This is a genomic window from Paenibacillus terrae (assembly GCF_000943545.1).
GTDB lineage: Bacteria > Bacillota > Bacilli > Paenibacillales > Paenibacillaceae > Paenibacillus > Paenibacillus terrae_A.
Genome location: NZ_JTHP01000004.1, coordinates 25977 through 41753, shown reverse-complemented (window position 1 = coordinate 41753; position 15777 = coordinate 25977). Strand labels below are relative to the sequence as shown.

The window sequence follows — 15777 nt, the reverse complement described above, 5'->3', positions numbered from 1 at the left end:
GCAGCCGGGAGCTTGTCTCCGGTTGCTTCTTGGCTTTTGCATCGTTAGAATAAAGATTGGCACGCTTTACCTCTTTACAGGATAATGATTCACAGCGGCTCATGCTAAAAAGGCTAGACGAAATTGACGTCACAAAGGAGTTTTGGACTTGAACAAAACAGGTTTCGAGCGTGGGACGCGCAGACAATTAAGGATTCATGTACTGCCAACCAAACGCTTCAAGACGTTTGCCATATCATTGTATGTAGGTACTCCACTACGTGAGGAAACGGTAACCCGAGTGGGACTGACACCATTCGTACTACGACGGGGTACAGAATCATATCCGCAGACTACACAATTCAGAGAACAATTAGAGCAATTGTATGGCGCGGGCTTTGGATTTGATGTATATAAACGCGGAGATTATCAAATCGTGCAATTTCGAATGGATACGATTAATGACAGCTTTGTAAACAGCTCGGACAGCTTGCTGGATCGTTCATTTGCTTTTCTCGGAGAGGTGTTGACGAAGCCTGCATTGGAGAATGGAGCATTTCAGACCGGATACGTCCAGCAGGAACGGGAAAACGTACGCAAGAAGCTGGAATCTATAGTCAATGATAAAATTCGTTATGCTGGAGAGCGCTGCATGGAGGAAATGTGCAAAAATGAGCCTTATCGTCTGCACCCGCTCGGTCAGCGGTCTGATCTGGATAGTATAGATACGCAAGGCTTGTATCAGGCTTATGGAGAATGGCTGAACAACGCCAGCATGGATTTGTATGTGGTTGGAGATACGACGCTGGAGGAAGTGGAGAAGTTCGTAGACCGCTATTTCCAACTGAACCGTTCGGAAGTAAAGGGCTATGCTCCTGAACAACCAAAATCGGTGGAGCGTGATGTACAAACGGTGGTGGAGCGTCTTGATGTAAATCAGGGGAAGCTGAACATGGGATTGCGTACTCAAATTACGTATGGAGACGATCGATATGCCTCCGCCCTGATGTACAATGGGATTTTAGGCGGTTATCCTCACTCCAAGCTGTTCGTCAACGTGCGGGAGAAGGAAAGTTTGGCGTATTACGCCTCATCACGGTATGACGGGCACAAGGGCATAGGGACGATTCAATCCGGTATCGAAATACCCAATTATGAAAAAGCGGTTACCATTATCCGCAAGCAACTGGAAGATACGAAAAATGGGGCGATTACCGAGCTGGAAATGACCCAGACACAGGCGATGATCCGCAATTTATTGAAGGAAATGCAGGATTCCGCTTTTGAAATGATCGCTTACGATTTTAACAGACAGATTTCCGGCAAAGAGCGGACGGTAGATGAGCTGCTGAGCCAGGTGGAGGCTGTCAAGGTGAAGGATGTTCAGGATGCCGCCCGGACGTTCCGACTGGACACCATTTATTTCTTGAGAGACCAGAAGGGGGAATAGCGGGTGGAGCACATACCTTATGAGCATTTGCAGGAAACGCTGTACTATGAAGTGATGGATAACGGATTACACGTTTATGTGTTGCCCAAACCGGGCTTTCAGAAGACATACGCTACATTTTCGACCAAATACGGCTCAGTCGATAATCATTTTCGTGTGGAAGGTCAGCAGCCGGTTAAGGTTCCGGATGGCATCGCCCATTTTTTGGAGCATAAAATGTTTGAAGAGCCTCAAGGTGATATTTTCGCTACTTTTTCCTCCAATGGGGCATCGGCCAATGCATTTACGAGCTTTGATCAAACGGTATATTTATTTTCCGCAACCGAGCATATTCAGGAGAATTTGACCACATTGGTCAATTTTGTACAGCACCCTTACTTTACAGATGAAAATGTGGAGAAGGAAAAAGGCATTATCGGTCAGGAAATCAATATGTATGAGGATAATCCGGACTGGCGGAGTTACTTTGGCCTGATCGAAGCGCTATACAAGGTCCATCCGGTGCATATTGATATTGCGGGTACCGTTCAATCCATCAGCACGATTACGAAAGAAACGCTGTATAGCTGTTATGAGGCTTTTTACCACCCGAGCAATATGATTCTTTTTGTGGTAGGCGGAGTGGACCCGGCGGAAGTAATAGAACTGGTGCGTAACAATCAGGCGAAAAAGGATTACAAGCCGCAAGGAGAGATTGAGCGAATTTTTGACAAAGAGCCTGCTACTGTGGCAGAGAAGCGTCGTGAGGTAAAGCTGGCGGTTTCTCTCCCTAAGCTGTTGTTCGGATTCAAGGAAGCCAAGGTAGGTCTCACGGGTGGGGAACTGCTTCGTCATGATCTGGAAACCAAGTTGATGCTTGATCTTTTGTTTGGCTCCAGTACGCAGCTGTATCAAAAGCTCTACGATGAGGACCTCATTTCAGATAGCTTCGGTCATGAGTACAACAGTACACCGCAGTATGCGTTCTCTGCTATCGGTGGAGATACAAAGGACCCGGATGGGCTGTTGGCGCGGATACGTGAAGAGGTGAGCTCCATTCAAAAACAGGGCTTCACGGCAGAACATTTTGAACGGGCACGTAAAAAGAAAATCGGCGGTTACCTACGTATGCTCAATTCGCCCGAAAATATAGCGCATGAGTTTACGAGACACCGCTTCCGGGACAGCGATTTTTTCCAATTGCTTCCGGTCTATGAAAGTATTACACTTGAGGATGTTAACTGTCGTCTGAAGGATCATATTCAGTGGGATCAGATGGCCATATCGCTGGTGGTGAGTCCGTAATGCCCAGGGAGAGGGAAACGATAACCACCAAGGATGGGGAATTAAAAGCCATTGGCGATACGACTGTGCTGATCACAGGAGCAAGCGGCGGGATTGGAGCGGCTATTGCGGAGCGTTTTGCGGCTGTTGGGATGAATGTGGTCATTCACTACATGAAGTCCCATGAAAAAGCGAATGAAGTTGCCCGCCGTTGTATGGCTTATTCAGGCAAGGTGATGACCGTGTCAGCGGACCTGCGGAGCAAGGAGCAGATTGAACGCATGCGGGAAAAGCTGGAGAATCACGGAATGAAGCCAGATATTCTTGTGAATAACGCTGGATTATCTCATTACGGATTGCTGACGGATGTGTCGGAAGAGGAATGGGATGAAGTGATGGCGGTCAATGTGAAGGGAACCTTTCTGTGTACGCAGGTTTTTATGCCGCATATGATTTCCCAACGCTATGGCCGTATCGTGAATGTGTCTTCTGTATGGGGAATATGCGGCGCTTCGTGCGAGGTGCTGTATTCCACCACCAAAGGCGGGATCAACGCATTCACTAAAGCACTGGCTCAAGAAGTTGCACCTTCTGGAGTAACGGTAAATGCGGTAGCTCCGGGTGCAGTGGATACGTCTATGCTGGATCATCTGGACGAAGGGGAAATTTCCAGTCTCGAAGAAGAAATTCCTGCCGGTCGATTGGCTCGGCCTGATGAAATTTCATCACTGGTTTATTTTCTGGCGCTTCCTGAATCCGGTTATATTAACGGGCAGGTCATTAGTCCTAACGGAGGATGGGTGACTTGATGAGAAGTACAGCGTTTGGAGGAAACCACCAGTATAGAGAGCACCTGAGAAGAACATATTATAACTGTTGATTTTAAATCTGAATCATCTAAGGAGGATTTAAGTATGTCAACAGTTGTTCAGAATTTCGATACCTGGAAGAAGTTCCTTGGTCAGCGTGTGGAACAGGCGGAGAAGCTGGGAATCAGCCAGGATACCATTTCAGAGCTTGCTTATGAAATCGGTGATTTTCTGGATGAGAAGGTCGATCCGGCCAACCACTCCAACCGCGCACTGAAAGAACTGTGGGGAGTTGCCGATGAGGACGAGCGTCACACTATCGCCCGGCTGATGGTCAAATTAGCCAAAAGCAACGCATAAGCAGGAACCAACATGAAAAGCTCCCTTTTGGGGGCTTTTCTGTAATGGTTACAGAGCTGTTCTTGTAATTCCTTTGTAATTTATATATCATAAACGTGATCGAGGCTTATGCAATTGTGTTGAATACAAGAAGCCTTTGTGGTCTCAATAATTGGTTTTGTCGAATGGTGTTATTTTATGATACAATAAGGCTTTGATTTGGAAATGTTGACGGTTTTGAATGTGAATGAGGTGCTAATGTGACGGAAGAATTGAAACAGTGGTACATGGAGTACAAGATACATAAAAATCGTCCCGGATTGCTGGGAGACATTGCTTCCATGCTTGGTATTCTGGGGGTTAATATACTGACGATCAACGGTGTTGAAGGCGAAAGACGGGGGATGCTGCTGGAAACGGACGATGACGAGAAGATACGCATTCTCGGAGATACTTTAAAAAAGGCCAGCAATATTACAGTTACGGCCTTACGCGCTCCAAGGCTGGTCGATATATTGGCAGTAAGGCACGGACGTTACATTGATCGGGACTCGGACGACCGCAAAACATTCCGCTTTACACGCGACGAGCTTGGGTTACTGGTCGATTTTTTGGGTGAAGTATTAAAGAGGGATGGAAATCAGGTGATTGGACTTCGCGGAATGCCTCGTGTGGGAAAAACCGAATCCATCATTGCCAGCAGCGTATGCGCCATGAAGCGCTGGACTTTTGTGTCTTCAACGTTATTACGGCAGACGGTGCGCAGTCAGCTCTCCGAAGAGGAAATGAACCCTAACAATGTATTTATTATTGACGGCATTGTGAGTACAATTCGGTCAAATGAAAGACATTATCACCTGCTTCAGGAAATAATGAGCATGCCGAGTACGAAGGTTATTGAGCATCCTGACGTTTTTGTACGTGAATCGGGATACAGCTTCGACGATTTCAATTTCATTATTGAACTTCGCAATAATCCGGCTGAGGAAATTATTTATGATACCTTTACAGCCAGTTATACAGAAGATCTTTAAATAAGCGTAATTATACAAGGAGATGATGACATGTCAGAACTGGGTCAGCAATTAAAGGAGGCCCGGCTGCAAAAAGGATTGAGCCTTGACGATGTTCAGGAAATGACGAAGATACGCAAACGTTATCTGGAAGCCATTGAGACGGGCGATTACAAAGTGCTGCCGGGAAGCTTTTATGTCAGAGCTTTTATTAAAACTTACGCTGAAACGGTCGGTTTAAACCCCGACGAGATTCTGGAAGGACACAAAAGCAATGTACCTGAACCAGAGCCGGAAGCTGTCATGGAGCCTGTGACACAGAAACGCTCCAGCCGTCCGGCTACGATTGGAAATCTCAAATGGTTGCCGACAGCTTTAATGTGGCTTTTTCTGGTTCTCATTGTTGGGGTTATTTATGCATATTGGGTGAGTAACAATCATACGGCTCCAAAAACAGCCGAGAATACAACGCCGATTACGACACCGAGTACGTCCATTCCTAACAGCACCAAGGAGGGAACTACGACACCACCGCAAAATACGACGACAACCCCTCCTCAAGGAAGCGGGCAGACGACAACGCCGAATAACGGTCAGACGGCAGCTCCCAATGGTGGCGGCGGACAAACCACTCCTGATACGGGACAAACGGGGCAAACCCAACCACCGGGAGGAACAGGTACAGGAACGGATATGACCACTCCTGACAGTAGCCAGCAGCCGAATACCACTACGCCGCAACAAGGTGTAACCGTGGCTCAGGATGGCAAGCAAGGTAAAACGACGATTTTCAAAGTTTCCAGTGCAACGGGAGCTACAGTCAAGGTCGATATTAAGGCAACGGGAGAAAGCTGGCTTGAGGTGTACAAGGGACAAAACTCACGTGGTGAAAAGCTGAGTTATGGCATGACCAAAAGTGGAGATGCCTTATCCTTTGACATCGGTCCGGAAGGCTTGTATATCAAATCAGGACGTTCTTCTGCCACGGATATTTCCGTAGCAGGTCAACCGATAACTGATAATAAATCGACGACTCGTGTTTTGATACAGCAAGGAGAAGCTTCTTCGACCGGAACGAGTGCCGGGGTGAGTGGTACTACTACGGATTCGACTACAGGCAGTACGGATTCAACACAGAGCGGTACAGATTCTTCGACTACTGGCGGTGAATAAACCCTCTATTGCGCGGAAATACTAATGACTGTAATTCATGGGAAGCCAGTCATTTCATTTTCCGCAAAGTGAGGTGTATACATTATGACCGTCAGCTGGATTGTGACAGGGCTTGGTATAATTGTCAGTCTGCTTGGCTATTATCTGACCCCAAGTGCATGGGGCTATGGCATACTGGGCTTTGGTCTTGCTCACATTGTGCTGGGACTCCTGGATATGTTCCGGAATCCGACCCGCAGCCACAGTTAGATATGTTGACCGTGGAATGAAATAAAGGCGTTTTTGTCATTAAATGGCAAGAGCGCCTTTTTAGTGAGCGGATTATTGGATTTTTGTAAATGACTAGCCTATAATTAGTTATTGAACTTTGTTGTGGAAAGGAAAGTGAAACGATGGCTTCAGAAAATTCATTTGATATCGTCTCCAAAATGGATATGCAGGAATTGACCAATGCGGTTCATCAGACGGAGCGTGAAATTGAAACACGATTTGATTTTAAGGGGAGCAAAAGCAGCCTTAAGCTTGAAAAGGAAGCTCTTACAATTGCATCGGAGGACGAATACAAGCTCAACGCAGTAATTGATATTTTGCAATCCAAAATGGCCAAGCGCGGTTTATCCCTTAAAAACGTGGAGTACGGGAAGCTTGAACCAGCGTCTTTGGGTTCAGTACGCCAGCGTCTTGCTCTCAAGCAGGGAATTGATCAGGATAATGCCAAAAAAATTAACATTCTTATCCGGGACTCCAAGCTGAAAGTGAAAAGTCAGATTCAAGGTGATCAGGTCCGCGTGACCGGAAAAAACAAGGATGATTTACAAGCAGTCATTCAGTTATTGCGCAAAGCCGATCTACCATTGGAACTTCAATTTACGAATATGAAATAAAGCCGTTTTCCCTCATGCAGATTGTAAGAAAAAATGATGCTTGATGCGCGGCAGGTTATTTTGACATGCGTTTTGCACCATATTATACTTGTAACGAAAATGCAGATGATCAGGTGTATAGCGGTAGTCAAAACGATTTACATAGGATTGAATTCAATCCGAAAACTGCCATTTTTAATCAAGTACGATAATTAGGGGAGAGTGTGTTGTGAATTTACCCAACAGAATTACAATAACGCGGATTTGCCTCATCCCGGTGATGATGCTGGCCTTGCTGGTGGATTTTGATTTCTATCCGCCGCCGATTGAGATCGGAGCTTTTGAGCTGCCGTATAATCAGTTGATTGCGGCTATCATTTTCCTCATAGCCGCCAGCACGGATGGCCTTGACGGATACTTGGCCCGTAAAAATAACATGGTCACCAACTTGGGGAAATTACTGGACCCTCTTGCGGATAAGCTTCTGGTAACTGCTATTTTGGTTTCTTTGGTGGAAATGGGCAAAATTGATTCGTGGATTGTTGTTGTCATTGTTAGCCGTGAGTTTGCGGTTACCGGTCTGCGTCAGATTGCTTTATTGGATGGCTCTGTGGTGGCTGCAAGCAACTGGGGCAAATTAAAGACCATCATCCAGATCGTTGCCATTGTAGCGTTACTCATTAATAACTTCCCGTTTGTTTTTCTGGGTATTCCGTTTGATTTAATAACGATATGGGCGGCTGCGTTAATTACCATTTACTCGGGCATTGACTATTTTGTAAAGAACAGTCATTTACTCCGCTCCTCCAAGGTTTAACAGGATACGTTTCATGGGAACAGCGATAGGGAGTTTGCTTATTGCTGTTTCTTTGTATAATTCCCACAACATTCGCTCTACAGGAGGCAGAAACGATGAAAGCTGAAATCATCGCAGTAGGAACAGAATTATTGCTCGGACAAATTGTGAACACAAATGCCCAATATTTGTCACAAGAGTTGGCTACGATTGGGATTGATGTATATTTTCAGACGGTTGTTGGCGATAACATGGATCGACTTCAGGAAGCGGTGGGTCTGGCTCAGAAGCGTGCGGATATTATTTTGTTCTCCGGTGGTCTGGGACCGACTCAGGATGATTTGACGAAAGATGCAATCGCCGCTGTGCTGGGGCGTAAATTGCATATAGACCGTCTCGCTATGGATAAGCTGGAACAGTTTTTCCGTAATCGCGGGGTGGAAATGACCGAAAATAATCGGCGTCAGGCGCTTTCCATTGAAGGGGCTACCCCTCTTGAAAATGAGACAGGTCTGGCTGTGGGCGATGCGATTGCACAGGATGGTAAATATTATGTGGTTTTGCCTGGACCGCCGAAGGAACTCAAACCGATGTTTGAGAATCAGGCGAAACCTTGGTTGCTCCAGCAAGCACTGAGTGGTGAGGAATTGCCGATTTATTCGAAAATGCTAAAGTTTGCAGGAATCGGTGAGTCAGCTCTCGAAACCCGCTTATTGGATCTGATCAAATCACAGACAGACCCGACCATTGCTCCTTATGCCAAGGAGGGAGAGGTCACAATCCGTATATCCACCAAGGCGATCAGCGAGAGCGAGGCACTGGTCAAGCTGGGGGTTACGGAAGCAGAAATTCAGCAGCGTCTTTCGGAATACATGTATGCGAGCGAGGACGTCACGCTGGAGAAGGTTATTGTGGATTTGATGTCCAATCGCGGACTGACTGTTAGCGCGGCAGAAAGCTGCACAGGTGGAATGCTGATGGAGCACATCACTTCCGTTCCGGGCAGCTCAGTTATGTTTCAGGGCGGTATCGTGTGTTATTCCAATGAAATGAAGAAGAAGTTGCTCAACGTGCCTCATGATTATTTGGAGGGGGACAATGCGCCCGGCGCAGTAAGCGAGGAAGTAGCCCTTGTACTTGCGGAGCAGGCAAGAATGGTCACGGACAGTGATTTCGGACTCTCGGTTACAGGTGTAGCTGGACCCGGATATTCTGAGCGGAAGCCGGTTGGTCTGGTTTATATCGGTATTGCTGAGCGTGATAAGGAGACTGAGGTATACGAGCTGAAGCTGAGCGGGAATCGTGAAACGATTCGCCTGCGGTCTGTTAAAGCAATCCTGTACAGATTATGGCGCAGACTGGTGGAAAATGAGAGGCTCTCTTAATGATCTACATCCGACGCGAGTTTTCATAGAGTTGTTTTAGATAAACGATTAATGATATAATCATACTATCGGAAGAACCGTTGCAAAAGCCTTTTTGCCTGCGGTTCTTTTTTGATTTAAGAGACAGATGGAAGTATAGAAGAGAACTGCCTAAACAAAAAAAACGAATGTATGTTCGAAAAAATGCTTGGCAAGCGTGTCAAAACAAGGTATTATTAAAGTACAAACAACGAAGGATGTGAGTTTATTGTCAGATCGTCGTGCTGCGCTGGATATGGCGCTCCGTCAAATAGAAAAGCAATTCGGTAAAGGTTCCATTATGAAGTTGGGTGAGTCCACCCACATGCAAGTGGAAACGATTCCCAGTGGTTCGATTGCTTTGGATATTGCGTTAGGAACGGGTGGCTTCCCGAGAGGCCGAATTATTGAAGTATATGGACCAGAATCGTCTGGTAAAACAACAGTAGCTCTTCACGCTATAGCAGAGGTACAAAAAACAGGCGGACAAGCCGCTTTTATCGACGCCGAGCATGCGCTTGATCCGTCGTATGCCAGCAAGCTGGGTGTCAATATTGATGAGTTGTTGCTATCGCAGCCAGATACAGGAGAGCAAGCACTTGAGATTGCCGAAGCGCTTGTACGTAGTGGAGCGGTAGACATTGTTGTTGTTGACTCTGTAGCGGCACTTGTGCCAAAAGCGGAGATTGAAGGTGAAATGGGAGATTCCCATGTTGGTCTTCAAGCCCGTTTAATGTCGCAGGCATTGCGTAAGCTGTCCGGTGCTATTAACAAGTCGAATACCATTGCTATCTTTATTAACCAATTACGTGAAAAAATAGGTGTTATGTTCGGTAACCCTGAAACGACACCAGGTGGACGTGCTCTGAAATTTTATTCTACAGTTCGTTTGGATGTCCGCCGCATTGAAAGCTTGAAAAGCGGTAATGACGTTGTAGGTAACCGCACACGTATTAAAGTGGTGAAGAACAAAGTCGCACCTCCTTTCCGTCAGGCGGAAGTGGACATTATGTACGGCGAAGGCATCTCCAAGGAAGGCAGTTTGATCGACATTGGTACGGAGTATGACATTGTCGATAAGAGCGGAGCCTGGTATTCCTATGAAGGTGAACGACTAGGTCAGGGACGTGAAAATGCGAAGCAATTTTTGAAGGAAAATCCGAACATTGCTAGTACGATCGAACAAAAAATTCGGGTGGCCAGCAATTTGATTACGACGGTAGCTCCGCCGACAGAAGAAGAGTTGGCACAGCGAGCCAAGGAAGAACAGGAATTGCTGGAGCTTGAATAAAGCTTGGTAAATCCTGGTTTGTGAACTGGAGCCAGGGGTTATGGCACAGCCGTTTGAATAGCATAATTCTGATGCCCTGCACAGTTGTGCAGGGTATTTTTGCATCGAATGTGGCCTGCGTGTCAGCTACATTTTACTTTTGCGTGGCGGGCGTTCTCAGCTTGCTTTCGTGAATATCAAAGTGAGGGAAGCACATTGCAATTGGAAGATGAAGGTGAACACACTTCGAAGGAAAATGAGCAGCAAGGAATCTCCCTTTTTCCTGATCATGAGGAACTGATGGTTACGAGGGTGGAACAGGGGCAGGGTAGGAAACGCGGAAGATACACGATTCATTTTGGCCTGTATTCATTGTCCGTACTGGAAGATGTAATGATCAAGTACAATATGTTCAAAGGAACGACTTTCGTCAAAAAGGAACTGGAAGAAATCGTTCTGGCGGACGAAAAGCAACAGGCATACGTGCACGCGCTTCGTTATTTGGGGCGAAAGCCACGTACACGTCAGGAGATTGAGCAGCGTTTGACGCAAAAGGAAATGGGTCAAGCTGTTATTGATGAAGTGTTGAACCGTCTGGAGCGGGAGCAACTTGTGGATGACGATCTATACGCCCGTCAGTGGGCAAGGCAGCGCATAACGAGCCAGCGGAAGGGGAAGATGTGGGTAAGGCAGGAACTGCGTCAAAAGGGCATCTCTAAAGCCTCTATCGGGGAAGCTTTAGGTGAGGTCAGCGATCAGGAGGAATGGGAGAGCGCTTTGATAGTCGGACGCAGGAAATGGAATCAGGTGAGTGGAGATATAATGGAGAAGAAACGGAAAACGTACCCCTTTCTCATGAGACGCGGATATTCGGGGGATATGACACGCCGCGTAGTCAATCATCTCACGATGGCCGAGCAAGACGGGGCTTCCGATGACGAGGAATTATCGCTGTGGGATGAATAGCTGTTAAACAGCCGGGCATCCATTAGCTGGCATAAGCGAACAGGATAAGCTGGTTATCACATGGAAAGCCACATGGTAATCTACTAAAGTTTGCATTCCCTTGACAATGCCATTTGTCAAATAATAAAATATATATGAAACGATGCTTGTGGAACACCCTTTTTCCTTCCAAAAAAGCGGAGTCCATGGGTACGTTCTCATCGCCAAATAACAAGTGATGCCGCTATGCCAGGCGGAATTGTACATGTGAAAGCATGTGCATATGAAATGAAACGACCGCGTGCTGTTATCTTAGTTTGACGATCAAAGCTAATGTGACAATTGCAAAAAGTCCCAAGGAATGCCTTGGAGGAACCAACGGGGAGGTGAACAGTATGATGATGACTGCGATCTGGTTCGTTCTCGTTGCTGTAGCCGCGTTATTCTTTGGGTTCGGGATTGGTTATTTTATTCGCAAATCTATTGCAGAAGCTAAAATCTCCAGTGCGGAAGAAGCTGCCGCGCAAATCGTGGAGAACGCGAAAAAAGAGGCAGAAGCGCTGAAGAAGGAAACGGTATTGGAAGCGAAAGATGAAATTCACCGCATCCGTGCCGAAGCTGAAAAAGAAACTCGTGAGCGTCGGAATGAAATTCAACGACAGGAACGAAGATTGCTGCAAAAAGAAGAATCGCTGGATAAAAAATTGGAATCGCTGGAACGTAAAGAAGAACAAGTGGCCAACAAAGAGAAACGAATCGATGAAACCCAGCAGCAGATTGATTTGATTTACAAGAGTCAGGTAACTGAGCTGGAGCGTATTTCCAATCTGACGACGGAAGATGCGAGAAGTATTATTCTGTCCAACGTAGAGCAGGAAGTTCGTCATGAAACTGCTCAGATGATTAAGGAAATTGAGCAACAGGCCAAAGAGGAAGCGGACAAAAAGTCTCGTGAAATCATCACACTGGCCATCCAACGCTGTGCAGCGGACCATGTGGCGGAAACGACGGTTTCCGTTGTCACGTTGCCGAACGAAGAAATGAAAGGCCGGATTATCGGACGTGAAGGCCGTAATATCCGTGCGCTTGAAACCCTTACGGGAATTGACCTCATTATTGATGATACGCCGGAAGCGGTTATTTTGTCCGGATTTGATCCGATTCGCAGAGAGATTGCGCGTACTGCGCTTGAGAAGCTCGTAGCGGACGGACGGATACATCCGGCTCGTATTGAAGAAATGGTGGAAAAATCCCGTAAAGAAGTGGATGAACGAATCCGCGAGTATGGCGAACAGGCCACCTTCGAGGTGGGGGTGCATAGCCTGCATCCGGATTTAATCAAGATCCTGGGACGTCTCAAGTTCCGTACAAGCTACGGACAGAACGTATTGAAGCACTCGATGGAAGTTGCATACTTGACAGGTCTGATGGCCGGAGAACTGGGCGAGGACGTTACACTGGCAAGACGGGCAGGGTTGCTGCATGACATCGGGAAGGCGCTGGATCACGAAGTGGAAGGATCACACGTTGAAATTGGCGTGGAACTGGCGAAGAAGTACAAGGAACACCCGGTCGTCATCAACAGTATTGCTTCACATCACGGCGACTGCGAAGCGACTTCAGTGATTGCTATGCTGGTTGGGGCGGCAGATGCCCTGTCGGCAGCAAGACCGGGAGCGCGGCGTGAAACACTGGAGACGTACATCCGTCGTCTTGAGAAGCTGGAACGCATTTCCGAGTCTTTTGAAGGCGTGGAAAAATCGTACGCCATTCAAGCTGGACGCGAAGTCCGCGTCATGGTGCAGCCAGAGAAAATTGATGATGCGGAAGCATTCCGACTGGCTCGTGATATAACGAAAACGATTGAAAATGAACTGGATTATCCAGGGCATATCAAGGTTACCGTCATTCGCGAGACCCGCGCGGTAGAATACGCAAAATAAAAGCAATTTAACGAAAAGTGGCCGCTGTTTGTAGGGCCACTTTTCATTATGTAAGGCATACCAGGGAGGGTTTTCTATCAACGTACTATTTATTGGAGATATTTTCGGTAGTGTAGGCAGAAAGGCATTAAGGGAAAATCTCCCTTCGCTAAAATCAAAATACAACCCGCATATTATTATCGTGAACGGGGAAAATTCAGCTTCAGGAAGAGGTATTACTCCAGCCATCGCCAGAGAATTTTTTGATTGGGGCGTACATGGTATTACAATGGGTAATCATACTTGGGACAATAAGGATATATTTGATTTTATAGATGATGAGCCGCGTATCATACGTCCAGCAAACTTCCCGCCAGGAACGCCGGGGCGAGGCTATACCGTGGTGAAAGGTGGAGGCAAGGAACTGGCGATCGTTAACTTGCAGGGCAGAACCTTTCTGCCACCCATCGATTGCCCGTTCCGTGCAGCAGATGAGATCGTAGATGAATTGCGCAAGAAGCATAAGCACATTCTGGTTGATTTTCATGCCGAAGCGACATCGGAAAAAATCGCTATGGGTTGGCATCTAGATGGCCGTGCTTCAATTGTTGTTGGTACACACACCCATGTGCAGAGCAACGATGATACGATTTTACCGCAAGGAACTGCGTATCAGACAGATGTGGGCATGGTAGGTCCCTATGAAGGAGTACTTGGCATGCAGAGAGACGCCGTGTTGCAGAAATTTCAGACTCAGCTTCCGGTACGTTTTCAACCGGACAACGGAAAATGGCATTTTCACGCAGTTAGCGTAGAGTTGAATGACACCGACGGTATGGCACGTAAAATTCAGAAAATTAGACTCAAAGAAGATGAATGGCGGATGGATTAACCTTTTTTGGAAACTGCTTAAGGAAAGAATAAGGAAAACTGTCACCAAAAAGCAGGAATTTTTTGCTGACCCTCGAATAACATCTAATAGTGGAATCAAACCATCATCATTCCCAGGGGAGGTACTTACTATGGATGTATTAAAAGTATCAGCAAAATCCAATCCTAATTCAGTTGCAGGCGCACTCGCAGGAGTACTGCGTGAACGCGGAAATGCCGAATTGCAGGCGATTGGAGCAGGTGCACTGAACCAAGCCGTTAAAGCTGTAGCCATTGCCCGGGGATTTGTCGCACCAAGCGGAGTGGATTTGATTTGTATTCCTGCTTTTACGGATATTGTTATTGACGGAGAAGACCGGACTGCAATCAAGTTGATTGTAGAGCCAAGATAATAAATATTAGTTGTTGAGCCTGTTTACGATGGTGTAAACGGGCTTTTTTGCATGGAAGTCGCCTTTTATTACATAGATTGTAAGATAACTTCATCACGCTGTAATCTATGAATGGAGGTAAGATGCATGAACAGTAAACCACACATGAAATGGTCGATTGCCGATTTGCATTGTGATGTGTTGTGTAAGATGCAGCTTAACCCGCAGGTGGATTTCAGTCATCCCTCGCTTGATGTTACAAGAGAGCGTTTGTTAGAAGGCCATGTGAACTTGCAGACATTCGCTATATATATTTCCCAGGTGCTGGGTACGCCAAGATTTGAGCATGTAATTCGTCAGGTTGAACTCTTCAGACAGCATATGATATCCCCATCTGTCGGGTTGAAGCCGCTATTGTGGAAGGAAGACTTGGAAGAACGTAAGGATACATCAGTGGGACATCTGGAAGGGAATGAAATAAAACAACATCAAGGATCACCGTGGGCTCTGCTATCGCTGGAGGGAGTGGAAGCGCTGGAAGGAAATCCATTTTATGCTGAACTGTGCTATGCCTTGGGAATCCGATTGATCGGGCTGACGTGGAATTATGCAAATTGGGCAGCTGACGGCATTATGGAGCAGAGGGGTGGCGGACTGACTCGCAAGGGGCATGAGTTGGTCAAGCGCTGTAATGAATTAGGTTTGCTACTAGATGTATCGCATTTGTCTGTACAAGGCTTCTGGGAGGTGCTGGAGGAGGCGGCTCAACCGCCGATTGCTTCGCACTCCAACGCCTTCGCGGTATGTCCTCACCCACGTAATCTTCGGGATGAACAGATTCGTGCGTTGATCGCGCGTAACGGACGGATTGGTTTGACTTTCGTCACGATGTTTCTCAAAGAGCAGGGTACGGTGACCGCTGAGGATTTGTTGCCACACATTGAACATATTTGTTCACTAGGCGGCGAACGTCATTTGATGTTCGGATCTGATTTTGACGGTATCGAGCATCATGTGCAAGGGCTGGAGCATCCGGGGAAATATCCGGGTTTTGCAGAACTGCTGCTGAAGCATTATCCTGAGGAGCTGGTCAAGGGGTGGCTGGGAGGACATGCGCTGGAATATTTGCAAACGAATCTGCCTTCTAAAATGTCTTCTTAAATAGCTATTTATAGCAGTTATTTTTGGTTACGCACACCCTTGACAAAGCCAGATATATTACGAAATAATTGGAGCATCCTAGAATGGTATGGTGCTAAAATAACGCTTGCCGAAATATGACAGACATTT

General features: G+C 46.7%; 16 protein-coding genes. All 16 read left to right on the top strand.

Annotation, left to right across the window (positions count from 1 at the left end; translation table 11 throughout):
* The first annotated feature begins 148 nt into the window (after positions 1-148).
* The 16 genes from yfmF (at position 149) to QD47_RS03460 (ending at position 15648) form a co-directional block, all read left to right on the top strand.
* The gene (yfmF, locus tag QD47_RS03530; protein ID WP_044644823.1) at positions 149-1429 is read left to right on the top strand and encodes an EF-P 5-aminopentanol modification-associated protein YfmF; all 1281 of its coding nucleotides are present in this window, start codon (positions 149-151) and stop codon (positions 1427-1429) included.
* Between the two features lie 3 nt (positions 1430-1432).
* Positions 1433-2713 (top strand): EF-P 5-aminopentanol modification-associated protein YfmH, encoded by a 1281-nt coding sequence (gene yfmH, locus QD47_RS03525; protein ID WP_044644822.1) that lies wholly within the window; start codon positions 1433-1435, stop codon positions 2711-2713.
* On the top strand, positions 2713-3501 hold the full coding sequence (gene ymfI / locus QD47_RS03520) for an elongation factor P 5-aminopentanone reductase (protein ID WP_044644821.1): 789 nt from the start codon (positions 2713-2715) through the stop codon (positions 3499-3501). The genes yfmH and ymfI overlap by 1 nt, the downstream gene beginning before the upstream one ends.
* Positions 3502-3606: 105 nt before the next feature.
* The gene (locus tag QD47_RS03515) at positions 3607-3861 is read left to right on the top strand and encodes a DUF3243 domain-containing protein (protein WP_014281144.1); all 255 of its coding nucleotides are present in this window, start codon (positions 3607-3609) and stop codon (positions 3859-3861) included.
* A 239-nt stretch (positions 3862-4100) separates the two neighbouring features.
* Complete coding sequence (locus QD47_RS03510; RefSeq protein ID WP_235332175.1) at positions 4101-4874, top strand: DUF3388 domain-containing protein; 774 nt, start codon at positions 4101-4103, stop codon at positions 4872-4874.
* A 30-nt stretch (positions 4875-4904) separates the two neighbouring features.
* Positions 4905-6026, top strand: a complete 1122-nt coding sequence (locus tag QD47_RS03505; protein ID WP_044644820.1) for a helix-turn-helix domain-containing protein — start codon at positions 4905-4907, stop codon at positions 6024-6026.
* An 84-nt stretch (positions 6027-6110) separates the two neighbouring features.
* Complete coding sequence (locus tag QD47_RS32400) at positions 6111-6275, top strand: hypothetical protein (RefSeq protein WP_162833917.1); 165 nt, start codon at positions 6111-6113, stop codon at positions 6273-6275.
* Between the two features lie 143 nt (positions 6276-6418).
* Positions 6419-6910 carry a YajQ family cyclic di-GMP-binding protein gene (locus QD47_RS03500; protein WP_044644819.1) on the top strand — a complete coding sequence of 164 codons (492 nt, stop codon included), beginning with the start codon at positions 6419-6421 and terminating at the stop codon, positions 6908-6910.
* A 208-nt stretch (positions 6911-7118) separates the two neighbouring features.
* Positions 7119-7706: a CDP-diacylglycerol--glycerol-3-phosphate 3-phosphatidyltransferase gene (gene pgsA, locus QD47_RS03495; protein ID WP_044644818.1), complete on the top strand. Its 588-nt coding sequence runs from the start codon at positions 7119-7121 to the stop codon at positions 7704-7706.
* A gap of 95 nt (positions 7707-7801) precedes the next feature.
* Positions 7802-9070, top strand: coding sequence for a competence/damage-inducible protein A (locus tag QD47_RS03490; protein ID WP_044644817.1), 1269 nt, complete (start codon positions 7802-7804; stop codon positions 9068-9070).
* A gap of 247 nt (positions 9071-9317) precedes the next feature.
* Positions 9318-10379, top strand: coding sequence for a recombinase RecA (gene recA, locus QD47_RS03485; RefSeq protein WP_044644816.1), 1062 nt, complete (start codon positions 9318-9320; stop codon positions 10377-10379).
* Between the two features lie 195 nt (positions 10380-10574).
* A complete protein-coding gene (locus QD47_RS03480; protein WP_044644933.1) occupies positions 10575-11324 on the top strand; it encodes a regulatory protein RecX in 750 nt (249 codons plus the stop codon).
* 377 nt (positions 11325-11701) lie between these two features.
* The gene (gene rny, locus QD47_RS03475) at positions 11702-13246 is read left to right on the top strand and encodes a ribonuclease Y (RefSeq protein ID WP_014281153.1); all 1545 of its coding nucleotides are present in this window, start codon (positions 11702-11704) and stop codon (positions 13244-13246) included.
* Positions 13247-13322: 76 nt separating this feature from the next.
* Positions 13323-14117 (top strand): TIGR00282 family metallophosphoesterase, encoded by a 795-nt coding sequence (locus tag QD47_RS03470; RefSeq protein ID WP_044644815.1) that lies wholly within the window; start codon positions 13323-13325, stop codon positions 14115-14117.
* Between the two features lie 130 nt (positions 14118-14247).
* Positions 14248-14508, top strand: a complete 261-nt coding sequence (locus QD47_RS03465) for a stage V sporulation protein S (protein WP_044644814.1) — start codon at positions 14248-14250, stop codon at positions 14506-14508.
* Between the two features lie 126 nt (positions 14509-14634).
* Complete coding sequence (locus tag QD47_RS03460; RefSeq protein ID WP_044644813.1) at positions 14635-15648, top strand: dipeptidase; 1014 nt, start codon at positions 14635-14637, stop codon at positions 15646-15648.
* Positions 15649-15777: the final 129 nt, after the last annotated feature.